Annotated in this window: 17 protein-coding genes; 14 read left to right on the top strand and 3 right to left on the bottom strand. The window is 38.7% G+C overall.

Annotated elements, in window-relative coordinates:
• Nucleotides 1-263 precede the first annotated feature (263 nt).
• The 8 genes from JNUCC25_RS24040 to JNUCC25_RS24005 all read left to right on the top strand — a co-directional run bounded on the left by JNUCC25_RS24040 (nucleotide 264) and on the right by JNUCC25_RS24005 (nucleotide 7,298).
• The gene (locus JNUCC25_RS24040; protein WP_013059465.1) at nucleotides 264-1,472 is read left to right on the top strand and encodes an argininosuccinate synthase; all 1,209 of its coding nucleotides are present in this window, start codon (nucleotides 264-266) and stop codon (nucleotides 1,470-1,472) included.
• The gene (gene argH / locus JNUCC25_RS24035; protein ID WP_013059464.1) at nucleotides 1,469-2,857 is read left to right on the top strand and encodes an argininosuccinate lyase; all 1,389 of its coding nucleotides are present in this window, start codon (nucleotides 1,469-1,471) and stop codon (nucleotides 2,855-2,857) included. The genes JNUCC25_RS24040 and argH overlap by 4 nt, the downstream gene beginning before the upstream one ends.
• Before the next feature lie 163 nt (nucleotides 2,858-3,020).
• On the top strand, nucleotides 3,021-3,188 hold the full coding sequence (locus JNUCC25_RS24030) for a hypothetical protein (RefSeq protein WP_013059463.1): 168 nt from the start codon (nucleotides 3,021-3,023) through the stop codon (nucleotides 3,186-3,188).
• A gap of 150 nt (nucleotides 3,189-3,338) precedes the next feature.
• Nucleotides 3,339-4,460 carry an alanine dehydrogenase gene (ald, locus tag JNUCC25_RS24025; protein ID WP_013059462.1) on the top strand — a complete coding sequence of 374 codons (1,122 nt, stop codon included), beginning with the start codon at nucleotides 3,339-3,341 and terminating at the stop codon, nucleotides 4,458-4,460.
• 113 nt (nucleotides 4,461-4,573) lie between these two features.
• On the top strand, nucleotides 4,574-5,251 hold the full coding sequence (locus tag JNUCC25_RS24020; RefSeq protein ID WP_064472256.1) for a metal-dependent hydrolase: 678 nt from the start codon (nucleotides 4,574-4,576) through the stop codon (nucleotides 5,249-5,251).
• A gap of 134 nt (nucleotides 5,252-5,385) precedes the next feature.
• Nucleotides 5,386-5,565 carry a hypothetical protein gene (locus JNUCC25_RS24015; protein WP_157835269.1) on the top strand — a complete coding sequence of 60 codons (180 nt, stop codon included), beginning with the start codon at nucleotides 5,386-5,388 and terminating at the stop codon, nucleotides 5,563-5,565.
• A 98-nt stretch (nucleotides 5,566-5,663) separates the two neighbouring features.
• Nucleotides 5,664-5,900 carry a hypothetical protein gene (locus JNUCC25_RS24010; RefSeq protein ID WP_013059460.1) on the top strand — a complete coding sequence of 79 codons (237 nt, stop codon included), beginning with the start codon at nucleotides 5,664-5,666 and terminating at the stop codon, nucleotides 5,898-5,900.
• Nucleotides 5,901-5,981: 81 nt separating this feature from the next.
• Complete coding sequence (locus tag JNUCC25_RS24005) at nucleotides 5,982-7,298, top strand: CBS domain-containing protein (protein ID WP_029320002.1); 1,317 nt, start codon at nucleotides 5,982-5,984, stop codon at nucleotides 7,296-7,298.
• Between the two features lie 26 nt (nucleotides 7,299-7,324).
• Here the strand turns inward: JNUCC25_RS24005 and JNUCC25_RS24000 are convergent, their stop codons facing one another.
• Complete coding sequence (locus tag JNUCC25_RS24000) at nucleotides 7,325-7,621, bottom strand: YtpI family protein (protein ID WP_013059458.1); 297 nt, start codon at nucleotides 7,619-7,621, stop codon at nucleotides 7,325-7,327.
• A gap of 251 nt (nucleotides 7,622-7,872) precedes the next feature.
• Between JNUCC25_RS24000 and JNUCC25_RS23995 the strand changes: the two genes are divergently transcribed.
• Nucleotides 7,873-8,811, top strand: a complete 939-nt coding sequence (locus tag JNUCC25_RS23995; RefSeq protein ID WP_013059457.1) for a DHH family phosphoesterase — start codon at nucleotides 7,873-7,875, stop codon at nucleotides 8,809-8,811.
• Between the two features lie 38 nt (nucleotides 8,812-8,849).
• Here the strand turns inward: JNUCC25_RS23995 and ytrI are convergent, their stop codons facing one another.
• Nucleotides 8,850-9,368, bottom strand: coding sequence for a sporulation membrane protein YtrI (gene ytrI / locus JNUCC25_RS23990; RefSeq protein WP_029320005.1), 519 nt, complete (start codon nucleotides 9,366-9,368; stop codon nucleotides 8,850-8,852).
• The gene (locus JNUCC25_RS23985; RefSeq protein ID WP_013059455.1) at nucleotides 9,365-9,700 is read right to left on the bottom strand and encodes a YtrH family sporulation protein; all 336 of its coding nucleotides are present in this window, start codon (nucleotides 9,698-9,700) and stop codon (nucleotides 9,365-9,367) included. Before JNUCC25_RS23985 ends, ytrI begins: the two co-directional genes overlap by 4 nt.
• A 141-nt stretch (nucleotides 9,701-9,841) precedes the next feature.
• Here JNUCC25_RS23985 and dnaE point away from each other — a divergent pair, with 141 nt between their 5' ends.
• From dnaE to accA, 5 genes are all read left to right on the top strand, one after another.
• A complete protein-coding gene (dnaE, locus tag JNUCC25_RS23980; protein ID WP_029320008.1) occupies nucleotides 9,842-13,198 on the top strand; it encodes a DNA polymerase III subunit alpha in 3,357 nt (1,118 codons plus the stop codon).
• A 200-nt stretch (nucleotides 13,199-13,398) separates the two neighbouring features.
• Nucleotides 13,399-14,628, top strand: a complete 1,230-nt coding sequence (locus tag JNUCC25_RS23975) for an NAD(P)-dependent malic enzyme (protein WP_013059453.1) — start codon at nucleotides 13,399-13,401, stop codon at nucleotides 14,626-14,628.
• A 79-nt stretch (nucleotides 14,629-14,707) separates the two neighbouring features.
• Nucleotides 14,708-15,310 carry a FadR/GntR family transcriptional regulator gene (locus JNUCC25_RS23970; protein ID WP_029320009.1) on the top strand — a complete coding sequence of 201 codons (603 nt, stop codon included), beginning with the start codon at nucleotides 14,708-14,710 and terminating at the stop codon, nucleotides 15,308-15,310.
• Between the two features lie 227 nt (nucleotides 15,311-15,537).
• Nucleotides 15,538-16,419 carry an acetyl-CoA carboxylase, carboxyltransferase subunit beta gene (gene accD, locus JNUCC25_RS23965; protein WP_013059451.1) on the top strand — a complete coding sequence of 294 codons (882 nt, stop codon included), beginning with the start codon at nucleotides 15,538-15,540 and terminating at the stop codon, nucleotides 16,417-16,419.
• Nucleotides 16,413-17,390 (top strand): acetyl-CoA carboxylase carboxyl transferase subunit alpha, encoded by a 978-nt coding sequence (gene accA, locus JNUCC25_RS23960; RefSeq protein ID WP_013059450.1) that lies wholly within the window; start codon nucleotides 16,413-16,415, stop codon nucleotides 17,388-17,390. Before accD ends, accA begins: the two co-directional genes overlap by 7 nt.
• Nucleotides 17,391-17,493 lie beyond the last annotated feature (103 nt).

The raw sequence follows: 17,493 nt of genomic DNA, 5'->3' as shown, positions 1-17,493 counted from the left end.
GTAAATGAAAAATAAATCATTTATACTTGATTTATGCATATAAATATACACAGTGTGTAAGAAAGAAATATTCATTCATGTCTATTTTTACAGTATTTTAAGAGATTTCACCCTATTAAATTAAAATAAATGTGAATTTATATACTTTTTTTTGAATAACTATTGAAAATAGATTAAAAAGTTGTTAAAGTAATAGTAGATTAAATGAATAAAAATTAAAACGGTTGTATTAATATATATATAATTTGTGGGAGGAATAGATAATGAGTAATCCAAAAGTTGTTTTAGCATATTCCGGAGGTTTAGATACATCAGTTGCAATTAAATGGTTACAGGAAAAAGGGTACGATGTAGTAGCTTGCTGTTTAGATGTAGGCGAAGGAAAAGATTTGAAATTCGTTAAAGAAAAAGCCTTAACAGTTGGAGCGGTATCATCATATGTGATTGATGCAAAAGAAGAATATGCCAATACATTTGCGTTAGCAGCACTTCAAGCACACACATTATATGAAGGAAAATATCCATTAGTATCTGCACTATCTAGACCGCTAATCGCTAAAAAGCTTGTAGAAGTAGCAGAACAAGAAAATGCAGTAGCTGTCGCACATGGATGTACGGGAAAAGGAAATGACCAAGTGCGTTTCGAAGTATCAATTAAAGCATTAAATCCACACTTAGAAGTTTTAGCTCCTGTTCGTGACTGGAAATGGTCTCGTGAAGAAGAAATCGAGTATGCAAAAGAAAAGAATATTCCAATTCCAATTAACTTAGACAGCCCATTTTCAATTGACCAAAACTTGTGGGGAAGAAGTAACGAGTGTGGCGTTCTTGAAGATCCTTGGGCAGCTCCACCTGAAGAAGCATATGACCTAACGGCTTCTCTTGAAAACACTCCGGACACAGCGGATGTAGTAGAAATTGAATTCGTTGAAGGTGTTCCAGTATCATTAAACGGTCAATCTTACACGCTAGCTCAGTTAATTCTAGAATTGAATGAAATTGCAGGTAAGCACGGAGTCGGACGTATTGATCATGTAGAAAACCGTCTTGTGGGAATTAAATCACGTGAAGTATATGAGTGTCCAGCTGCTATGACATTAATTAAAGCACACAAAGAGCTTGAAGATTTAACATTAGTGAAAGAAGTAGCGCACTTTAAACCAGTGATTGAGAAAAAATTAACAGAAGTTATCTATGAAGGTTTATGGTTCTCTCCATTAACAAATTCACTGCTTGCATTCTTAAAAGATACGCAGCAATATGTGAATGGAACAGTGAGAGTAAAACTATTTAAAGGGCATGCTATCGTAGAGGGACGTAAATCTCCTAATTCTTTATACAATGAAAAACTTGCAACATATACAAAAGAAGATGAATTTGATCACAATGCAGCAGTTGGTTTTATCTCATTATGGGGACTTCCAACACAAGTGAGCAGCATGGTAAATCAAAAGAAGGTGACAACGGTATGACCAAACTTTGGGGAGGGCGTTTTACGAAACGCCCTGAACAATGGATTGACGAGTTCGGTGCGTCGATTTCATTTGATCAGCATCTTGTAGAAGAAGATATTGAAGGCAGTTTAGCACATGTAACAATGCTTGAGAAATGCAGTATTCTTTCTGGAGATGAAGCGTCACAAATTAAAAAAGGCCTTCAAACACTGCTTGAAAAAGCTAAGAAGAAAGAATTAACATTTTCTGCTCAATATGAAGATATTCATTTAAATTTAGAAAAGTTATTAATTGATGAAATTGGTCCGGTTGGAGGAAAGCTTCATACGGGTCGAAGCCGTAATGATCAAGTTGCTACAGATATGCACTTATATTTAAAAAAGCATGTTCAGCAAATTGTAGGGCTGATTGAAAATCTAGAAGATGTATTGCTTACAAAAGCAGATCAGCATGTTGAAACCATTTTTCCAGGCTACACACATTTGCAGCGCGCGCAGCCGGTTTCTTTTGCTCATCATTTAATGGCTTATGTTTCAATGTTCAAGCGCGATGCTGAACGTTATGCGGAATCGCTGAAGCGTATTGATTTATCTCCTTTAGGAGCAGGAGCTTTAGCTGGTACAACATTCCCGATTGATCGTCATTATAGCGCTGAGCTTCTAGGCTTTAATGGGATTTATCAAAACAGTATGGATGCTGTCAGCGATCGTGACTTTATTTTAGAGTTTTTAAGCAACAGTTCTATTTTAATGATGCATTTATCTCGTTTTTGTGAAGAGTTAATTTTATGGTCTAGTCAAGAATTTCAATTTATTGAAATGGATGATACGTACGCAACGGGCAGCAGTATTATGCCTCAAAAGAAAAATCCTGATATGGCGGAGTTAATTCGTGGTAAAACAGGACGAGTATATGGTCATTTATTTAGCCTATTGACTGTGTTAAAAGGCACGCCTTTAACATACAACAAAGACTTGCAAGAAGATAAAGAAGGCATGTTCGATACGGTTACAACGATTGAAGGATGTTTGACCATTTTTGCTGGCATGATCGAAACAATGACAGTAAAAACAAATGTTATGGAAAAAGCTACGAAACAAGATTTTTCAAATGCAACGGAGTTAGCTGACTATCTTGCTTCAAAAGGTATGCCGTTTCGTGAAGCACATGAAGTGGTTGGGAAACTGGTTCTCGTTTGTATTCAGAAAAATATCTACCTAATGGATTTGCCGCTTGAGCAATATAAGGAAGCGTCAGATTTATTCGAGGAAGACATCTATCATGTATTAAGTCCAAAAACAGCTGTTAATCGCCGTAATAGCGCGGGAGGAACAGGATTTGAACAAGTAAAAAAAGCAATTCAGCTAGCTAAAGATGAATTGCACGAAAAAACATCGATATAAAAAGTTATCAAAACGTCCGCAGAAAAATCTGCGGGCGTTTTTTGATGTGAGATAAATGGTATAACTAGAGCATTTAAGAAGAAAATAGAAAAGATCATGTAAGGGATTATGAAGTGAAGTTCACATTCGTAAAGAAAATAGAGTGAAAAAGGAGAAGTGACATATGAAAGACAAAAAACATCCGCAGCATGTATATGAATATGATTTTGAAGGAGAAAAAGAGACATCAAGACAGCTGATGGATTCTTATTCAAGCGGCGTCATTGGCGATGCTATGGCTTCTGTAGTCGAAAATCCAGAAGCACAGAGTGATAACGAACTATATGAATAACTAGATGCATATACTGTATATAGACTAAGAAAAGCAGGATTATGCTGAGTTCTATCGAAAGGTAACGTCATAGTAAATCCGGTTTTCTAAAGGATTTGGTGTGGCGTTCTTTTTTCAGTTAATCACTGATATAAGAAAAGAGGGATAAAGGTGAAAATTGGAGTGCCGAAAGAAGTAAAAAACAATGAAAATCGCGTGGCTATTACTCCAGCTGGTGTTACAGCTTTAGTTAACGGTGGGCATGATGTATATATTGAAACACAGGCAGGAGAAGGCTCTGGATTCCATGATGAAGATTACACAAATGCAGGAGCTTCTATCGTAAATACTGCAAAAGAAGCATGGGATGCTGAAATGGTTATGAAAGTAAAAGAACCGATTTCAGAAGAATACGGATATTTTCGTGAAGGACTGATTTTGTTTACGTATTTACATTTGGCAGCTGAAGAAGCATTAACGAAAGCATTGATTGATAAAAAGGTCGTAGGCATTGCTTATGAAACTGTACAGCTTCCAAACAAAAGCTTGCCTCTGTTAACGCCAATGAGCGAAGTTGCAGGAAGAATGTCTTCTCAGATTGGAGCTCAATTTTTGGAGAAAACCAAAGGTGGCAAAGGGATTTTATTAAGTGGAGTTCCGGGCGTGCAAAGAGGAAAAGTAACAATTATTGGAGGAGGAGTAGCAGGAACCAATGCTGCTAAAATTGCGGTCGGATTAGGGGCTGATGTTACAATAATTGATTTAAACGCTGATCGCCTTCGCCAGCTTGATGATTTGTTTGGTAAAGAAGTGACGACATTAATGTCAAATCACTACAATATCGCACAATCTGTAAAAGAGTCAGATTTAGTGATAGGAGCGGTTCTCATACCGGGAGCTAAAGCGCCAAAGCTTGTCACCGAGGAAATGGTTCAAACGATGTCAAAAGGGTCCGTTGTAGTTGATATTGCTATTGATCAAGGGGGGATTTTCGAAACAACTGATCGCATTACCACTCACGATAACCCGACTTATTCGAAGCATGAGGTCTTGCATTATGCTGTTGCTAATATGCCAGGAGCTGTTCCCCGCACGTCGACCTTAGCACTGACCAACGTAACGGTGCCTTATGCTCTGCAAATAGCAAGTCAGGGATATAAAAAAGCATGCTTAAAAAACCCTTCCCTTCTTCAAGGCATCAACACCCTAAATGGGTTTGTCACTTACGCGGCTGTAGCAGATGCACACGGTCTCACTTACGCTGATGCAACAACTTTATTAGAGCAAGCATAATAAGGGATGTTTTTGCGCAGTTTGTGATATGATAGCCGCGTATTCACTTGTTTTGTAACCAAAACGGACGGGTAGAATATAGAAAAGGTTAGTGTAAAAGGAGAGAATAAATGATGCACGTTTCTTACCATGGACATTCTATTGTTAAAATTGAAACAAAAGGAAAAACAATTTTAATTGACCCGTTTATCACTGGAAATGAATTAACAGATTTAAGTGCTGAAGATGTAAAAGCAGATGTGATTTTACTGACTCATGGCCATAATGATCATGTAGGCGACACGGTTGAAATTGCTAAGCGCAGCGGTGCACTTGTTGTGGCAGTAGCAGAATTAGCTACATATCTTAGCTGGCAAGGCTTAAACGTACATCCAATGAGCATAGGCGGAGCCTATACATTTGATTTTGGCACGGTAAAATTGACGCAAGCTTTCCACGGTTCAAGTTATACAGAAAATAATGAGAAAATTATTTATACAGGAATGCCGGCTGGTTTGCTTTTAACGATTGAAGGAAAGACAATTTATCATGCTGGAGATACGGCTTTATTTTCTGATTTAAAGTTAATTGGTCGCCATGAGCCTGACGTAGCATTTCTTCCAATTGGAGATAACTTTACAATGGGACCTGAAGATGCGGCTATCGCGGCGGAATGGGTGCAGGCAAAGCTTGTTGTGCCAATTCACTACAATACATTCCCTGTAATTAAGCAAGATCCTCATCAATTTATTGAGTCTTTATCTGGTATTGAAGGAAAAGTATTAAAAGTTGGAGAAGGATTGGATCTTTAATCATAAATAGAGGCTGGGACAAAACGATTTCAGTTAAAGTTAAAAAAGAACGAGTAATCGATAATATCGATCACTCGTTCTTTTTTTATTGTTATGGTGAACGTAGGTTTCATATATGTAGCGGCTTCTAGCTGTTGATTGGAGGGCAAGACGAAGACTCCGGCGGGAAAAGCGGAATAGGTGAGACCCCGCAGGAGTGCAAGCGACGAGGAGGCTCACCGGCCGCCCGCGGAAAGCGAAGTCTTGCACGGAAATCAACTGCGGTGTCACAAGCGGTTCAGCTCATGTCTCACATTTGTTCGTCTTTAGATTGAATCGATGCAGTTATGTCTTAATCTCTTTTTATTTGTAAAGAAACGTTCTGCTTTTTTTACTTCCCTGCATACGATAGTAATAATAAGGAGGGAGAGCTATGGAAAAAAATCGAGTTATTTTATCGCTTTTATTATGCGGAGTGATGCTTTACTATGCAATGCCGCACTTAGTGTTAACAACTTCGAGTTTGCAAGGGATTTTTAGTATAAGCTGGCTTACCTTTGCTCTTTTTGTAGCCGGAGGCAATTTGTCATCACTGCTTTATGCACCGCGCCGCAAGAAGGCAGGTATTCAAAAAAATAGTGCGAGAAAGCCTTTGCGTCAAAGAGGTTAGATTGAATCCATTTCACTTCCCCCGTATAATAAAAGAAAAGACATATGAAACGTAAAAACGTTTTAGAAGGGTGAAGTACACGTGGCGACAAAACATGAGCAAATTTTACAGTATATCGATTCGCTTCCAATTGGTGAAAAAATTTCAGTGCGCCAAATTGCCAAAGAACTGAATGTCAGTGAAGGCACGGCGTACCGAGCAATAAAAGACGCGGAAAATAAAGGATATGTTTCAACGATTGAACGAGTTGGGACCATTCGAATTGAACGAAAGAAGAAAGAAAACATTGAAAAGCTCACGTTTGCTGAAGTAGTAAACATCGTGGATGGACAAGTGCTGGGCGGACGTGAAGGTTTGCATAAAACGTTAAACAAGTTTGTTATTGGAGCGATGAAGCTTGATGCTATGATGAGATATACCGAGGCCGGAAACCTTCTTATCGTAGGGAATCGAGTAAACGCTCATGAATTAGCTCTTGAAGCAGGAGCAGCCGTGTTAATTACGGGCGGCTTTGATACGGAAGAATGGGTTAAGAAGCTTGCCGATGATCTTAAGCTTCCTATTATTTCAACGAGCTATGATACGTTTACAGTTGCAACGATGATTAATCGTGCCATTTATGATCAGCTGATAAAAAAAGAAATTGTGCTTGTAGAGGATATTTTAACACCTATCTCTGAAGCGGTTAGCTTGCAGTTAACCGATACGATTGAAAAATGGCATGAATGTAACGATAAGACTCACCACAGTCGTTTTCCTGTAGTGGATCAGCATATGAAAGTTTACGGTATGGTCACCTCAAAAGATGTTATTGGATATGACCTTTCTACTTCAATTGAAAAAGTAATGACGAAAAATCCCATGACGGTTCATGGGAAAACATCGGTCGCTTCTTCTGCGCATATGATGGTATGGGAAGGGATTGAAGTGCTGCCTGTAGTGGATGATTACCACCGGCTAGAGGGCATTATCAGCCGTCAAGATGTTTTAAAGGCGCTGCAAATGATTCAGCGTCAACCGCAGGTAGGAGAAACCATTGACGACATTGTAACCAATCAATTTATGGATGTACAAGAGACAAAAGAAGCACCGGTGTATCGCTGTGAAGTAACGCCGCAAATGACGAATTATATGGGGACTATTTCATACGGAGTTTTCACTACTATTGTAACGGAAGCCGCCAATCGTGTTCTTCGCTTATATAAAAAAGGTGATTTGGTTATTGAAAACATCACCGTTTATTTTATTAAGCCAGTTCAAATTGAAAGCGTAATTGAAATTCGTCCTAAGCTATTAGAACTTGGTCGGAAGTTTGCTAAATTAGATGTAGAAGTCTACAATGCCGGGGTTGTAGTAGGGAAAGCGATGATGATGGCTCAGTTATTGGAAAGAGTATAAAAAAAGAAGCTGCTCTGCAGCTTCTTTTACATTTGATCAGCTTCTTTTATTGCATAAGGCTGATAGTACTTGTAAGCTTTGATACCGGCTAATATGCTGCCTGAACCGAATAATACAAATAGTATGCCGATGATAAGCGAAAGGCTTGTTTCGTAAATAAACCATTGATTGATTCCAAAAAATAATACAAAAGAGCCAAGACAAATACTCGACTTAGCGGAAATCCATTTTCGTTCCATTGGGCGTTTCGAACGTACGTATTTTACTTTTAAATACATGTAGAAAACAAAGGACACAACGATTAAAATCATAAAAAATGGCACAGACGCCCCTCCAGTCCGGTGTATTTCTATCTGTAATGTTTCTAGATGTTAGTAATGCGTAGTGTTGAAAGTGTTTACAGTAGTATCTATTATTTTACAGGTCGATGACAGAAAATTCTACTAGTGATTGATTCTTCTTTTAAAAAAGAGAAGAGATATGATTTAATAAATAATATGGATACAGCGCTGTGGAAGTGTAAGTGCATGTGGTGCGTACATAAAACAAGAACAGTATTGACAGGAGAGAGAAAATGAAAGCACAAATATTAGAAGCTATTAAGCAGTTTGACACCATCATTATTCACCGGCACATTCGTCCAGATCCAGATGCATACGGATCTCAGTGCGGATTAGCGGAATTGTTAAAAACATCTTTTCCGGAGAAGAAGGTATACGTAACGGGAGAAGAAGCGGAGTCATTAAAATTTTTATACCGTATGGATGACATCGCTGATGACACCTACAAGGATGCGCTTGTCATCGTTTGTGATACGGCTAATGAAGCACGAGTATCAGATCAGCGCTACGTAAATGGAAAAATGGTCATTAAAATTGATCACCATCCAAACCAAACTCCTTATGGTGATTTGCTTTGGGTTGAGACGTCTGCTTCTTCAACAAGCGAAATGATTTATGAATTTTACTTGGAAGGAAAAGAAAAAGGATTATCTCTGAATGATGAAGGAGCAAAGCTGATCTTCAGCGGTATCGTCGGAGATACGGGTCGATTTTTATTTCCAAATACAAAGCCGAAAACGTTTTGCTATGCAAGTGAATTGATTCAATATGGTTTCAATTTTAAAGATGTATATGATCAGTTATACAAAACAAAAGAAAACGTCGCTCACTTACATGGATATGTGCTGCAAAACTTTACGATGTCTCCAGCAGGAGTTGCTCATATGAAAATTCCAAATGAAATTCTTCGCAAATATGATGTGACACCAGCTGATGCCTCTCAGCTAGTCGGTTCGTTAGGGCAAATTGATGGAGTAAAAACGTGGGTGTTTTTTGTGGAGGAAGAAAATCAAATTCGTGTTCGCCTTCGTTCAAAAGAGCTTGTCATTAATACAATTGCTAGAAAATACAACGGAGGAGGCCATCCTCTTGCGTCCGGCGCTTCCATTTATTCATGGGAAGAAGTAAAGCCTTTACTACTTGATTTAGAAGAGCTCTGCAGTCAGGAGTAATCTGTAAAATAAGCCGTTGATTTTAAATCAGCGGCTTTTTATAGTACTTTTTCCATCTTTTTAATTCGAACTTCAATCGAAAGCGTTGTATAAAAATAAATTTGATGAACTTCAACTTCATAAATCGTTTTATCGAATTCGTATTTTTTATTTTCAATTGCTTTTTTTAAGATATCCCTGCTTCGATACGCACTTTCAATATCTTGGGCAATTAAGTGCTGTGCTTCTTCGTCGACGCTTTTTTGAATATTGTATTCAACCACAGAGTTTACTTTATAACGATTGCCGTTTACTAATTTTACTTTCACATTCTGAATAATCAAATGCTGCTTCATTTCCTTGTTTAATGCTTTTACATCTTCTTGCCATGCGCTAATTTGCAAATTTGCTTTTTCTAGCTTATCATTAGCAATTCGAACTTCTTCTAGCTCTTTATCTCTTGAAACGCCATAAATCGTTAAAAACACCCCCCAGCTAACAATTGCTCCAATGACTATACCGGCAAAAAAACGCTGCCAGTCGGAGCGCTTGAACATTCGCTCGCTGGGTACCCTCATACAAAATGCTCCTGAGTTAACCACTTGATGATAAGAGCCCCGGTCTGAGCTCCTCCCATAGCGGATAGAATTAAAAGGATTTGTTTGAATACATCTTTTGTGGCTCCTTCAAAGAGTCCTCGCTCAAAGCTGTAAAACGTATCAAATGTTCCTCCAATTGCTCCGACAATTGCCCAGATTTTCAAACTATTGCTGAGGGTATGCATGACGTATAAAGGAGATTTTCCAATTAAAAACCCCGCAAATGCTCCAATTAATGAACCGCCTAAAATAATACCTAATGAAGTGAAGTAACTCCAAATGAAAAGAGACATAAAAGGCTCTTTTGTCATGACGTGTCCTCCTTTACTATTTTATCAATGAATCACGCTTCCTACATATATATGGACAAACGCTCAGAGTTATGTAATTTGTCTACGCCGGCAACAAAATTTATAATAAGAATAAAGAATTAAAGAAAGGTGGGAAGTCCTGTGCCTTTTGTTCACTTGCAGCTTCAAAGTTCTTATAGCTTACTAAGCAGTTCCGTTCGTATTCATGAACTTGTAGAAACAGCTAAGAAAATGAACTATGAAGCGATTGCTTTGACTGATGAAAACGTGATGTACGGAGTCATTCCTTTTTATAAAGCCTGCGTGAAAGCGGGGATCAAGCCAATTATTGGGCTCACATTATCAATCCTAGAACATGAAGAAAGCGAGCGAGCGTACCCTTTAGTTTTGTTAGCGGAAAATGATAAGGGATATGAAAATCTATTAAAACTAAGCAGTTTAGTTCAAACCAAGGAAAAACACGGTGTAAATAAAAAATGGCTCCATCATTACAGCGGCGGGTTGATTGCTATTACACCCGGTGTAACTGGAGAGATTGAAACCCTGCTAGCAGAAAACAAACTTCAAGATGCCAAGCAAGTCCTTCAATTCTTTAAAAAAGTATATTCGCAGTCTTTGTATATATCGATACAGCGCCACGGACAGGATGAAGCTTTTATAAATCAGCAGTTAACGGAACTTGCTGCTGAAGAAAATATCCCGCTTGTTGCGACGAATCAAGTGAAATATTTAAAAAAAGAAGATCGGGATGCATATGAGTGTTTAGCAGCTATTCGAGACGGAGAGAAATTACATAGTGATGAAGATGAAGAGGTAAAAAGTAAGAGCAGCGAGTACTATTTCAAATCACCTGACGAAATGGAAGATCTCTTTCATGACCAGCATTTTTTAATAGAAGAAAGTATAAAAATCGCAAGACGATGCGAGCTCGAAATTTCTCTAGGCGTAATGTCCATTCCAAAATATCCTGTTCCCCCGTCTGTTACATCATCAGCCTACTTGCGCACTCTCTGCGAAAAAGGATTGCAAGAAAGATTTCAAGTGATCACGGAACAATACGAGGAACGCTTGGATTATGAGCTGAACATTATTGAAAATATGCGCTTTAGTGATTACTTTCTTATCGTATGGGATTTTATGAATTATGCTCATGAACACGGTATCTTAACGGGCCCAGGTCGTGGTTCAGCGGCAGGCTCACTGGTCTCATACGCCTTGCGAATTACAAATGTTGATCCAATTCAGCATCAGCTTTTATTTGAGCGCTTTTTAAACCCTGAACGTATTTCAATGCCTGATATTGATATTGATTTTCCTGATAACAAACGAGATCAAGTCATTCAGTATGTGGCTCAAAAATATGGAGCGCTGCATGTAGCTCAAATCATTACATTTGGAACATTAGCAGCTAAAGCAGCCGTACGTGATGTAGGGAGAGTGATGGGATTTGATCAAGAGGCGCTAAACAAAATGTCCAAAGCAATTCCAACTAAACCAGGTACAACGTTAAAAAGCGCTCTTCGTGATTCAAGAGTTCTTCAAGACTATTTATCTGAAAATGAAGCCAGAAAACAATGGTACAACATTGCCATGAAGATAGAAGGACTGCCAAGGCATACTTCTACGCATGCAGCAGGCGTTGTGATTAGTGAGAAGCCGCTGACGCAATCTGTAGCTGTACAAGAAGGACATGATGATGTATATCTGACTCAATATCCAATGGAAGCTCTGCAAGACGTTGGGCTTTTGAAAATGGACTTTTTAGGTTTGCGCAACTTAACCATTTTAGATCATATTTTAAAGAAAATTGAGCGGGACATGAATCGAAAGCTGTCACTGTCTCATATACCATTTAACGATCAGAAAACTTTTGAACTGCTGAGTAAAGGGGATACGACCGGTATTTTTCAGCTAGAGTCAGATGGAATGAGAAGAGTGCTTCAGCAATTAAAACCTACAGAGCTAGAAGATATTGTAGCAGTTAACGCGCTGTATAGACCTGGTCCGATGGAAAATATTCCAACCTATATTAAGCGCAAGCATGGAGTGGAGAAGGTAATATATGATCATCCTACGCTTAAAGACATTTTACAATCCACGCACGGCGTTATCGTGTATCAAGAGCAAATTATGCAGATTGCTTCAAAAATGGCCGGTTTTTCTCTTGGAGAAGCAGATTTGTTGAGAAGAGCAGTTAGTAAAAAAGAACGGGCAGTGCTGGATCGTGAACGAGCTCATTTTATCCAAGGAAGCAAGAAGAAAGGATATGACCTATCCGTTGCTAATCGAGTGTATGACCTTATTGTGCGTTTTGCTGATTATGGTTTCAACCGAAGTCATGCTGTTGCTTACAGTATGGTAGCCTATCAGTTAGCTTATTTGAAAGCACATTACCCGCTACAGTTCTTTTCAGCTTTACTAACGAGCGTTATTGGAAACGAAGGGAAAATTGCTCAATACATTAATGAACTAAAAAGAAAAAAAATACAAGTTCTCCCGCCTTCTATTAACAAGAGCATGTATTCGTTTAACGTAGAAGGTGAAAGTATAAGGTATAGCCTTGCAGCGATTAAACATATTGGTGCAGCAGCTATGCAGGAAATAACAGAAGAGCGAAAGAAAAAAAGATTTGAAGACTTATTTGATTTTTGTGCCCGTGTTTCACAAAAAGCCGTGAATAAAAAGGCGCTTGAAGCTTTGATTCTGTCTGGAGGCTTTGATGAGTTTGGAGAAAATCGAGCTACTTTATTAGCAACGATTGATGTAGCGTTTGAACATGCAAGCTTGGTACTCCCAGATGATGACTTTGGATTTGGAGCTGAATTTTCGTTAAAGCCTAAATACATGGAAAAAGAGGAACTGAAAATAGAAGATCGGCTTCAGTATGAAAAAGATATGCTAGGTTTTTATTTATCAAGTCACCCTGCTTCTCAGTATGAAGCACTGAATTCCTTTTATTCTGTTGTTTCTCTTCACGATATGAAAGAATACGCTTCAGGAAAAGCGGTCTCTCTTTTAGTATTTGTGTTGGAAATTCGCGTCATTCGAACGAAAAAAGGAGAGCAAATGGCCTTTTTACGCATCACGGATGAAAGTGGAGAAGGAGAAGTTGTTGCGTTTCCCCGCGTATTTGAGCAGAATCGTCTGCTGTTTGAACAAGGTAAGGTTTTACTGATACAAGGAAAGATAGATGAAAGAAATGGGCAGCAGCAAATTGTTTGTCAACGTGCTGAAGCTGCTAGCGAGGCGGTTCAAAAACTACCGTCAGAAGAATTATACTTACGTATAGAAACAAAGCAAGGTACAGAAAAGCTGCTTCATACTATTTACCAGCACTTTCAGTCTCATAGAGGGAAAATCCCCGTGAAAATTTATTATGAGGCAGAACGTCAATTGGTCAAGCTTCCCGTTCACTATTCTATTGAACGAAGCGACGAGTTAATAAAAACTTTAAAAGCAATGCTAGGAGAGAAGCACGTTGTGTTCAAGAAGATATAGTCTTTACAGATTTCATGTGATGTTATATGGTAAAATAGTTAAAAAAGTGGTCTGACCACCGTTTTTTATGAAATATACGAATTAGATGCGTTTTTCTTGAAATGAAATGCAATTGGATTTATAACATCATATGAGTGTGGGAAAGAACATGGTTCAGGCGCAGTATTTGTTATCATTTTGTTTATTGGGAGTGAAATTCATTGTCTTTACGTGAAGAAGCATTGCATATGCACCGCATTAACAAAGGTAAACTAGAATCAAAGTCCAAAATTCCTGTTCGAAACGCAGAGGATTTAAGCCTTGCTTATTCCCCTGGTGTAGCAGAACCTTGCAAAGAAATATATGATGATGTAAACAATGTATATGAATATACGATGAAAGGAAATATGGTAGCTGTTGTATCTGATGGCACTGCCGTATTGGGCTTGGGCAATATAGGTCCTGAAGCTGCTCTGCCAGTAATGGAAGGGAAAGCTGTCCTTTTTAAAAGTTTTGCCGGCGTAGATGCATTCCCAATTTGTTTAAACACGACAGATGTGGACAAAATTATAGAAACTGTTAAATTGCTAGAACCTACTTTTGGAGGCGTTAATTTAGAAGATATTGCGGCTCCTAACTGTTTTGAAATTGAAGAGCGGTTGAAAAAGGAAACAAATATCCCGGTTTTTCATGATGATCAGCATGGGACGGCTATTGTTACGGTAGCGGGCCTTCTTAATGCCCTGAAGCTGACAGGAAGAAAAATGTCACAAATCAAAGTGGTAGCGAATGGAGCAGGAGCTGCTGGCATTGCTATTATTAAATTATTATACAGCTATGGAGTGCGCGATATCATTATGTGTGATTCCAAAGGAACGATTTATGACAAGCGTCCTCACGGCATGAACCGTATAAAAGATGAAGTTGCAGCCTATACAAATCGAAGCAAAGTAGAAGGTACGTTAGCTGATGCGTTAGAAGAAGCGGACGTATTTATTGGAGTTTCGGTTGAAGGAGCACTCACACCGGAGATGATTGGAAAGATGAATCCAGATCCAATCATTTTTGCAATGGCAAATCCGGTGCCTGAAATTATGCCAGAAGAAGCTAAAAAAGCTGGCGCGAAAGTAATCGGCACCGGACGTTCTGATTTTCCTAATCAAGTGAACAATGTCTTAGCGTTTCCAGGGATATTCCGAGGTGCACTAGATGTACGTGCTACTCATATTAATGAAAAAATGAAAATGGCTGCAGTTGAGGCCATTGCTAATTTAATTACGGAAGAGGACTTGAATACAGACTATGTGATTCCAGGTCCATTTGATGCACGAGTGGCTCCGGCAGTAGCCGCCGCTGTTGCAAAAGCAGCTATGGAAACAGGCGTTGCCCGAATAAAAGTAAAGCCAGAAGCCGTAGCTGAAAATACACGTCGCTTAGCGATTATTGAATAAGGTTACATCAACTGTTCTTTGACAGGCATGATGCTTCAAGCATGCCTGTTAAAGTAATGTAAAGTGAGTGGTAGTAAACTTGAAGAATGAACGTTCAAAAGTATATGTAGAAATTCTAAAACAAATTCGCCAGCTAATGGAAGACGATCGTTTAACTACGGGGGATAAAATCCCGTCAGAACGAGAGCTTTCTGAACGGTTAGGCGCAGGACGTTCTTCCGTTCGAGAAGCGCTCAGAGCGTTAGAGCTAATTGGGTTGATTGAAACTAGAAGAGGTGAAGGTACGTTTATTAAAGAAGTAGGGGATCATCAATTTATTGATTTATTAGCTACTTTTTTAGTACAAGACGGTAAAACAAAATCAGATTTAATTCAGACGAGATATATTCTTGAAAAGAGCTGTTTGTATTTTGTTTTAGCGGAACAGGACGAAATCAATGTTTCGAAAGCAATTCAAAAGCAGAATGACGATTGTTTGAAGAACTTGTTTGACTATTTGTTTTCTTTGCAGCCTAATCGGCTATTACACCGAATCTGGCTGATTATTTGCCGCTTTTCTCAAACTTTTCAACAAAACTCAGCGCCAAGCGACACTCTGATAAGTGAATTAGTAGAGGCGTTAGCTAAAAAAGATGAAGCAGCTGTATTAAATCTTCACCATCAGTGCTACAAACAAGTGTGAAAGAAGGAATTTGTCGAAAGAGACATGCCATCTTTCTACACAAAATCAAACAGTCATCTAGTAAAGTAAATAGCAACTAATAAAGTGAAGCGAACAATTCGTCCAATTTTTGTCTATCCGTCACTTGATTTGTATTTGAGGCGGATTTTCACAACTTGTAAATAGTAGAAGAAGAGGAAGAATAAAGGTTCTTATGATAAAGAAAAGAACCAAAAGGAGGTTACACCTTGTTACGAGATTTATTTACAAAAAACACAAAAACTCCAAAAAAACGAAAATATGCTACGATTCCTTCTGAGCATATGAGACAAGATGTACCTGAAGGAATTATGACCAAATGTAAAAAGTGTAAAAAAATAATGTATACGAAAGAGTTAAATAAAAACTTAAAAGTATGCTTAAACTGTGGATATCATCATCAAATGACAGCACCAGAGCGTATCGAAAGCTTAATCGACAGCGGAACATTTGTTGAATACGACAAAGATATGACGTCAGAAAATCCTCTTGGGTTCCCTGATTATCTTGAAAAGCTCGAAAAAGATCGTGAGAAAACTAATTTGAGTGAAGCGATTGTTACGGGTGAAGGAGATATTGAAGGCATTAAAGTAGTAGTTGCTGTTATGGATTCACACTTCCGTATGGGAAGCATGGGGTCTGTAGTCGGCGAGAAAATTACTCGCGCCATTGAAAAAGCGAAGGAAATGCATGTTCCATTCCTTATTTTCACAGCTTCAGGCGGTGCACGTATGCAAGAAGGTGTTCTGAGCTTGATGCAAATGGCTAAAACCAGCGCAGCTCTTAAAATGTTCAGTGATGAAGGCGGCTTAATCATTTCGATTATGACACATCCTACCACAGGAGGCGTGTCAGCAAGCTTTGCTTCGTTAGGTGATTATAATTTAGCCGAGCCGGGCGCGTTAATTGGCTTTGCTGGAAGACGTATTATTGAACAAACAATTAGAGAAGAGCTTCCAGAAGATTTTCAGACGTCGGAATTTCTGTTGAAGCATGGTCAGCTAGACGGAGTTATTGACCGTCATGATTTAAAAGAAACGTTAACAACTATTTTAGATATACACGTAGCAGGAGGTGACATCGAGTGGTAAGCGAATTAGAATTTGAACGTCCAATTGTTGAGTTGCGAAACAAGATTGCAGAGCTTAAAGAGTTTGCTAAAAATACAGAAGTGGATTTATCTAGCGAAATTGATAAGTTAGAAAATCGCTTAGAAAAAGTAGAAAACGATATTTACAATCATCTAAGCCCATGGAACCGTGTTCAAATTGCTCGTCATCCTGAGCGTCCTACAACACTAGATTATATTTCTCGCTTGTTTACAAACTTTTTAGAGTGTCATGGAGACCGCTTTTATGGTGATGATGAAGCAATCGTAGGAGGAATTGCCAAGTTTAATGGCGTGCCTGTTACCGTGATTGGACATCAGAGAGGTAAAGATACGAAAGAAAATATTCGCCGTAATTTTGGTATGCCTCATCCTGAAGGCTACCGTAAAGCACTGCGTCTAATGAAGCAAGCGGAGAAATTTAACCGCCCAATTATTTGCTTTATTGATACAAAAGGAGCTTATCCAGGGAAAGCGGCAGAAGAGCGCGGACAAAGCGAAGCTATTGCGAAAAATCTTTTCGAAATGGCTGGCTTAACTGTACCTGTTATTTGCATTGTAATTGGAGAAGGAGGAAGCGGAGGAGCCTTGGCATTAGGTTTAGGAAATCACCTTCATATGCTTGAGAACTCGACGTATTCAGTTATTTCTCCAGAAGGAGCGGCAGCCATTCTTTGGAAAGATTCTTCTCTTGCGAAAAAAGCTGCTGAAACGATGAAGATTACAGCACCAGATTTGAAAGAACTGGGTATTGTAGATGAAATGGTTTCAGAGGTAAAAGGCGGAGCTCACCGAGATATCGATGCACAAGCTGGATACATGGAGGGCATTATCAAGAAATCATTAAAAGAGCTGATGAATTTATCAAAAGAAGAGCTAGTGGAAGAGCGTTATTTAAAATACAAAAAAATCGGACAATTTGCAGCTGAAAACGATGCCATTACTATAAAATAAAGAAACGTGCACTCTTGAAAAATAAGGGTGCGCGTTTTTGTGCGCTTTGTATAGCCCTTCTCTATTGTGTTTACAAGTTCTTCGTGGTATTTTATAGACAGCA

This window comes from Priestia sp. JNUCC 25 (assembly GCF_053667915.1).
Note: the sequence above shows the minus strand (reverse complement) of the source record. Positions and strands in the feature narration are given on the sequence as shown.